This window comes from Desulfobacula sp., assembly GCF_021107415.1.
Genome location: NZ_JAIOSW010000327.1, coordinates 1 through 7056 on the forward strand (window position 1 = coordinate 1; position 7056 = coordinate 7056).

7 protein-coding genes are annotated in these 7056 nt (G+C 40.7%); 2 read left to right on the forward strand and 5 right to left on the reverse strand.

What is annotated here, in order from left to right:
• Positions 1-277, forward strand: a 277-nt coding sequence (locus K8S13_RS16630; RefSeq protein ID WP_291464222.1) for a 7-cyano-7-deazaguanine synthase, incomplete at its 5' end; no start/stop codon positions are given.
• Here K8S13_RS16630 and K8S13_RS16635 read toward each other — a convergent pair.
• A complete protein-coding gene (locus K8S13_RS16635; protein WP_291464223.1) occupies positions 261-1715 on the reverse strand; it encodes a (Fe-S)-binding protein in 1455 nt (484 codons plus the stop codon). The genes K8S13_RS16630 and K8S13_RS16635 overlap by 17 nt on opposite strands.
• Positions 1708-2955 (reverse strand): phosphoserine phosphatase SerB, encoded by a 1248-nt coding sequence (gene serB / locus K8S13_RS16640; protein WP_291464225.1) that lies wholly within the window; start codon positions 2953-2955, stop codon positions 1708-1710. The genes K8S13_RS16635 and serB overlap by 8 nt, the downstream gene beginning before the upstream one ends.
• 151 nt (positions 2956-3106) lie before the next feature.
• On the opposite strand from serB, the gene K8S13_RS16645 reads away from it, so the two are divergent.
• Positions 3107-3868 carry an ABC transporter substrate-binding protein gene (locus K8S13_RS16645; protein WP_291464227.1) on the forward strand — a complete coding sequence of 254 codons (762 nt, stop codon included), beginning with the start codon at positions 3107-3109 and terminating at the stop codon, positions 3866-3868.
• Positions 3869-3902: 34 nt separating this feature from the next.
• On the opposite strand, the gene K8S13_RS16650 is transcribed toward K8S13_RS16645, so the two are convergent.
• The 3 genes from K8S13_RS16650 to K8S13_RS16660 form a co-directional block, all read right to left on the reverse strand.
• Positions 3903-5075, reverse strand: coding sequence for an MFS transporter (locus K8S13_RS16650; protein WP_291464229.1), 1173 nt, complete (start codon positions 5073-5075; stop codon positions 3903-3905).
• Complete coding sequence (locus tag K8S13_RS16655) at positions 5048-6352, reverse strand: CCA tRNA nucleotidyltransferase (protein ID WP_291464231.1); 1305 nt, start codon at positions 6350-6352, stop codon at positions 5048-5050. Before K8S13_RS16655 ends, K8S13_RS16650 begins: the two co-directional genes overlap by 28 nt.
• A partial coding sequence (locus K8S13_RS16660) for a UbiA-like polyprenyltransferase (RefSeq protein WP_291464233.1) occupies positions 6349-7056 on the reverse strand: 708 nt, incomplete at its 5' end. The genes K8S13_RS16660 and K8S13_RS16655, both read right to left, overlap by 4 nt.

The window sequence follows — 7056 nt, forward strand, 5'->3', positions numbered from 1 at the left end:
GCCCGCCTTTATTGAGGCATTTGAAAAAATGGCCAATCTTGCCACTAAAACCGGGGTGACAAAAAAAACCATATTAAAAATTGAAACCCCCTTAATCCATCTTTCAAAAGCACAGATCATTAAAACCGGCGACAAATTAGGAGTGGATTATTCTTTGACCCTCTCCTGCTATGATCCGGATATAAACGGCAGGTCCTGCGGCAGGTGTGATTCTTGTCTTCACAGGATAAAAGGATTTAAAGAAGCAAAAATTTTTGACCCTACGATTTACTTTTAGCAAAAAGTGCTTCGCTGAAAATCTCCACGGGATGCTTGACCAAAATTGACTGGTGCTGTTTTGCCAGCATGTCGGATATCTGCATCATACAGGCAGGACAGGAAGTCGCAACAATTGAACATTTGGTATCCATAATATTTTTGGCTTTTTCCTGGCCGATTTTAGATGAAATATCATAATATTGAAGATTAAAACTTCCTCCCATACCGCAGCAGGTGTCGCTGTCTGCCATTTCTTTTAAGGTGTGACCGCAAGCTTGAATAACCCGGCGGGGCTCATTAAATACCCCAAGGGACTTTTTAAGGTGGCAGGGATCATGATAGGTAATTATCTTTTTTGCCCTTTCTTTAGCTGGGTCTTTATCTGGGTCTTTATCCGGCTCTTTATCTGGAATTGCCGAAGACAGGTCAAAGCGTTTTTCCATCAGCCAACTGATATCCACTGTCTTTTGGGCCAGCGCTTCAATCTGACTTAACAGACTTTTATCCAGATGTTTTAACAACGAGGGCCATAGTTTTATAATGGTGGATGAACAGGTGGCGCAGGCAGTCACAAGATAGTCAAATTTTTCTTTTGAAAAAAGTTCTACATGGGTTCTGACAAGGGTTTCAAAGGTTTCAAGGTCGCCTGCTGCAATTGCGGGGATGCCGCAACAGCCCTGATGGGAAGGAATAAAAATTTGGGCGTTAAAATGCTTTAATACGTTAACCACGCTGTGGGCAATATTCGGGAAGGCTTTATCTATCAGGCAGCCCACAAAAAAAGCTACTTTTACACCTTTCCCTTTTACCCTGTAATCCAGGTCATCAAGACTTGTGTTAAAGGGTGATTCTTTGAGCGGAACAATATGTCGATGCCGCAGCAGCGGTGAAGCAATCCTGGCACAGGAAGTTCCCTGGGGATTGTCTTGTTTTTTAAAAAAGATTTTTTGAAACGGGGTGACCATCCCCATGATGCTATTGAATGTTTCTGGATTGGACAAAATTCTCTTAAATATTATTTTCTTTGGAAACGGCAGCCCGAGATATTGAGTAATAATAGCCCTTGCCTTTAAAAATATTTCTACAACATTTACATTACTGGGGCAGCCATGGGCACAGGAACCGCAGAGAAGACATCGTCCAAGCCGTTCATTGACCCCTTTGGCATCATCAAACATCTCATCAATCAATCCATTGATCAGGGCAAGCTTACCCCTTGACACATCTGCTTCTTTCCGGGTCTGGGCAAACAAAGGGCAATTTGCCTGGCACATCCCGCAACGGGTACACAGGACAAGCTGGTCGGAAAGCTGTCTCACATCACGGGCAAGCCGTTGCATTTTACTTGTGACCTTCAGGTTACTTGTGGCATTTAGGCTACGTGTGGCCTTCAGGTTACGTGTGGCCTTCAGGTTACGTGTGACCTTCAGGTTACGTGTGACCTTCAGGTTATCCATATGAATACTCTGTTGCCTGCCGTACTTCCTGTTTAATCTCTCTTTCATGAAGGCCGATCAGGTATAAAAGCCCATCCAGGCCAACACTTGAAATGGCATTGGACGCTCTCTGCCGGACAACGGGTTTGGCATTAAAGGCAACGCCTAAGCCTGCAATACTGATCATAGGTAGATCATTGGCGCCGTCTCCGACAGCAATGGTCTGTTCAAGGGCAATATTCTCTCTTTGGGCAATCTGCCTGAGTAATATTGCTTTTTTCTTGCCATCTATAATATCACTGACGACATTTCCGGTCACCACACCATTTTCAATATCCAGTTCATTGGCATACATATAATCAAACCCAAGCTGTTCCTTTAAATAGTCCCCCACAAAGGTAAATCCCCCGGACAGGATACCCAGCTTATACCCCAGGCCTTTCAGGGTCTTGGTAACCAGATCCGCTCCTTCGGTCAAAGGCAGGTCTCTTGATATTTTTCCCAGCTGCTCCTCTTTTATCCCTTTTAAAAGGGCCACTCTTTTTCCAAAGATTTCTTTAAAATCTATCTCCCCTCTCATGGCAGCTTCGGTAATTTTATCCACCTGCTCTCCAACACCGGCCAGCTTGGCCAGTTCAACAATCACTTCACCCTGAATCAATGTTGAATCCATATCAAAGACAACCAGCTTCCTGTTTTTCCTGTAAATATTATCCACATGAAATGAAATATCAATCCCGGCTTTTTGGGAAATCTCCATAAATTTTCTTCGCATATCAAGAATATTTAAAGGGGTTCCACTGACGGAAAGCTGTACGCTTGCCCTGGGATTATCCTGGGATTTTTTAAGGGAAATCCTTCCTGTCAGACGTGTAATGCTGTCAATATTCAAATGATTTGCTGCTATAATGGATGCCACCGCAGAAATCTGATGGGCTGTCAGCGTTCTGCCAAGAAGGGTGATGATTCTTCTCTCTTTTCCCTGGGCGTGGACCCATTTTTCATAATTTTCAGAGTCAATCGGTTTAATATCTATCTTAAGCCCCATGTTGTGACCCTCAAACAACATATCCTTGAAGATTGAAGAAAAATCTTTTGAATTGGGAATTTCAGCCAAAATCCCAAGGGAAATATGCTCATGGATTACGGCCTGGCCGATATCCAGGATATTGACATCGTATTCAGCCAGAATCCCTGTAAACTTTGCATCAAGCCCTTTTCTGTCCCTGCCGGTAATATTGATCAATACAACGTCACTCATTGCCCATATCCTTCAATTCTTTTATAAATATTTTAAGCACTTATATCTTTGGTCGGCAATGGTTTGCAAGCAATTAAAAATTTTATTAAATAACTTTGCCATGGGCCTGAAATTTTGAGATAATACAAAAACAATTTTTAAAAGGCTGCCAATGAAAAAGAGTATTAAAAAAATATTTTTCTGTGCCCTGTTTCTCATTTTATCCGTTTGCCATGCCAATGCTGAACAAATGCTGACAATTGTCAGGGGTCAGGATTTCCCCCCCTACCATTATCTGGACAAAAATGGTGTCGAACAGGGCTTTATTATTGAAATCATCATCGAGACTGCAAATCTTTTGGACATCAGTATCTCTTTTAAACAATACCCGTGGTCCAGATGTATCAATATGGTAAAAAAAGGATATGTTGATGCCATGATGAATCTTTTTAAAACAAAAAACCGAAAAACATTCATGCATTTTTCCAACAATATACTAGCCCATGAAACCAATACCCTTTTTACCTTAAAAACAATAGATCTTCCTTATTCAGGTGATATTAAAACCATCATCCCTTATAAAATCGGAACCATTCGAAACTATAGCTATGGAAAACGGTTTGATGCTGTGAATTTTCCTCTAAACTATCAATTGGAAACTGAAAAAGAATTAATCAAAAGTCTTATCAATAACAGATGTAATGTGATTGTGGGAAACAAGCTTGCCGTCCGGATACTTTTAGACCAAATGGAACTTGATGATCAGATCAAACCTTTAAGCCCTGATATTTCCAAAGATCCGTTATATATTGGATTTTCAAAAATCAGAGGCCATAAAGCACTTTCAAATACCTTTTCCAAAAAATTAAAACAATTCAAAATATCTGAAAAATATCAAAAAATAATTCAAAAATATTCATTGGAAAACCATTGAATTATTGACAAATTAATATTTTGGATATGGGCTTTCATTGCTTTTTCACTCCAAAAATCAGACCGGAAGAAATAAGATAAAACACTCCAAACAAGCTGAACACAATTTTAAAATTTGAACCACTTATGTCAAGAATCATCCCGGACAGCCAAGGGCCCAAAAATCCTGCAAAAAACCCATATGCCGTAAATACCAGTCCGAAAACTTTTCCAAAATTTTCAAGCCCGAAAACCTCGGTCACCAATGGGGCGGAAACAGTAAAAAGCGCTCCAAAGGCAAGTCCGATAAAGCAGGCTAAAATGCTGATGATATAAAGATTGGTAAACTGCGGCATTAAAAAATAGGCAAGAGAGGCCATTAAAAAAACCGTCATCAATATTTTTTGTTTGGAATAAATATCCGACAGTCTGCCGCAAACCAGGCGGCCAATCCCGTTTAACACATTAAAACCGGTCAATATATAGACATATTGTGTGATACCATACCCCAGAGATGTCCCCAAAGAAGAAGCAAGAACGATTAAAGAAATGCCGGCTGCCCCGGATAAAGCCCACACAAACCAGAGAAACCAGAAAGATGACATTCTTAATGTTTTTTTCACTGACATAGTTGATAATTGTTGTTTTTCCGTATCCTTGGCATCACCCGGAATCCTTATGAGCAAGGCAAATGATGTACCCAGAATAATGGAAACGACTGCTGCAAAATTGGACGTAAACACATAGCCTTTTGAAACCAGTAGATATGTAAATATCGGCGACATGACAGCGGCAGAGCCCCCAAAGTTCAAATTAAAAAGACCGGTCACCACCCCTTTATTTTTTGGGAACAATTTTTGAAAAACGGTGAGACATGGGATATAAACGAATCCACAGAAAAAGCCTTCAATAAAAGCCCAGATATAAACGTGTTCAATGGTGCTTGCCTGCCCGACAAAGATCATGGCAAGAGAGCCGATAAGGCTGCCGGCAAAAATAATAAACCGGCTGGGTATTTTTTCCTGCAGTTTTCCTGCCAGAACCATTGAAAAACCAGTACCTGCCAGGATAAAAAACATTAACCTGCCAATTTGCGCCTTATTCACACCAAAAAGCATCTGCCATTCCGATGCCATGACACCGGGAAAACCAAAGACAAAGGCTCCCGGGAAAAAAATCGTTAAGCATCCGAATATGAGAATTATTTTTTTATTTGCAAGGAAAGGCATAGCTTTTTTAGATCATCATAATTATTCAGTTTAGGATCATCCAACACCTTTTCAAACAGCCTTTGCTTAATCTTACCGATCTCAGGGCCGGAAGTAATACCAAGTATCCGGATAATATCTTTCCCATTAATCTCAAGATGGTTCATCCGAAAACTTGATTTTTCAGCCATCTCATTGAACAATTTTTTTAATCTAAGCCGAATTTCAGAAATAGTATAGGGTCTTTTGGCCAGATTCCCTTTTTTATCCGCAATTCTCATCCTCATGAAATCCGAGTAATCAAGATCATATTTATCCAGCATTGCCAGCAGCCTTCTGGCGGCTTTCGGCGTTGTTCGGTCTGTCAACGGCCGCATGTGAGCTTTTATCAAAGAGGTGATATAGGCAATATCCTTAACAGAAAATCTTAATGTTGTAAGATCATGAACCACAGCCCGGGTATGATTCTCATGCCCTGCAAATGTCAACTTGCCCTCAGTTGTTTTTGCAGCATCAAATTTGCCGACATCATGTAAAAAACCTGCCAGCCTTAAAACCGGGAAACGGGGCGATAAAGCATCGCCCACCAGCATGCTGTGATCAAATACCGTCTCTCCATGATAGGAACCGCCATCAAGGTCGTGGCAGCGATCAAGGCTTGGGAAAATTTTATTCAACAGCCCTGTCTTTTTTAATGCCTTGAAAAACAAAGAGGGCTTCTCCAAGGCCATTGCTTTCATAATTTCATGATGGATTCTCTCTTTAGCAACATTATCCAGCGAATCTTTAGAGGCAAGGATAAGCTCAAGAGAAGATAAGGAGAAATCCCCGTCGATCAAGGCCACAAACCGGCAGGCCCGGATCATTCTAACGGGATCTTCCTGAATTCTTTTTTCAGGATCTTTTGTAAATCTTATAATGGCATCTTCAAGGTCTTTTCTTCCGTTAAAGGGATCAATGATTTTTTTTGACAGGGGATCATAGGCCATGGCATTGATGGTAAAATCTCTTTTGGCCAGATCTGATTCAGGAAAATTGAAGATATCAAATTTTGTCCGGCCCGAAGAAATTTCAACACCATTCACAATACAAATGGGAAATGCTTTTCCAACCATTTTAACTTTTTGATCTGGGAAAATACTCTGTATCTCTTTTATTGATGCCTGGGTTAAAATATCAAAATCATCCGGTGTTCTCTGCAGCATGATATCCCTGACAGCGCCGCCGACGATATAGGCCTGGAACCCATTTTTCTTAAAGGTGTCTAAAATAAATCGGATGGTCTCTCTGGTTTTCATCTAAAAAAACCCTGTGTCAGTATACCGATGAAAAGCAAAACGGATATCATTGAATTCATATGGAAAAACGCCACATTAATCTGCGTCAAATCATCGGGTTTAACAAGCTTGTGCTCTACTACTAGAAGAAGGCCGATGATCCCCATGAATACTAAAAAAACAGGATGCATGCCAAATGTCATATACATGGCCAAAAGAAAAACAAAGGTTAAAGTATGAAGCACAGAAGAAATGCGCATGGCTTTTTGCGGGCCTATTTTTGACGGCAGGGAAAAAAGACCCTGCTTTTGATCAAAATCAATGTCCTGGCAGGAATAAAGGATATCAAATCCGGCAATATAGGTCATAAGAGAAAGACTTAAAAAAACAATACTCCAGGACAGGGTTCCGGTAATGGCCACCCATGCTCCCACAGGGGCAAGACAGATGGCAAATCCAAGATAAAGATGACAAAACTTTGTAAATCGTTTGGTGTAGGAATAAAACAATAAAAAAAATAATACCGGGAAAGAAAGCATCAGGCAAAGGCGTGACAGCATGGCTGCACAGAAAATAAATACCAGGGATGACAGGATAACAAACAACAGACTTTCCTTTTTTGATAATAATCCTGACGGGATTTCCCTTATGGCTGTCCTCTCATTTTTAAGATCAATATCTGCATCCACAATCCTGTTAAACCCCATTGCCGCAGATCTTGCCCC

Coding starts and splice junctions, on each gene's coding strand:
- K8S13_RS16635 (WP_291464223.1), bottom strand. CDS start 1,715: ATGGATAACCTGAAGGTCACACGTAACCTGAAGGTCACACGTAACCTG.
- serB (WP_291464225.1), bottom strand. CDS start 2,955: ATGAGTGACGTTGTATTGATCAATATTACCGGCAGGGACAGAAAAGGG.
- K8S13_RS16645 (WP_291464227.1), top strand. CDS start 3,107: ATGAAAAAGAGTATTAAAAAAATATTTTTCTGTGCCCTGTTTCTCATT.
- K8S13_RS16650 (WP_291464229.1), bottom strand. CDS start 5,075: ATGCCTTTCCTTGCAAATAAAAAAATAATTCTCATATTCGGATGCTTA.
- K8S13_RS16655 (WP_291464231.1), bottom strand. CDS start 6,352: ATGAAAACCAGAGAGACCATCCGATTTATTTTAGACACCTTTAAGAAA.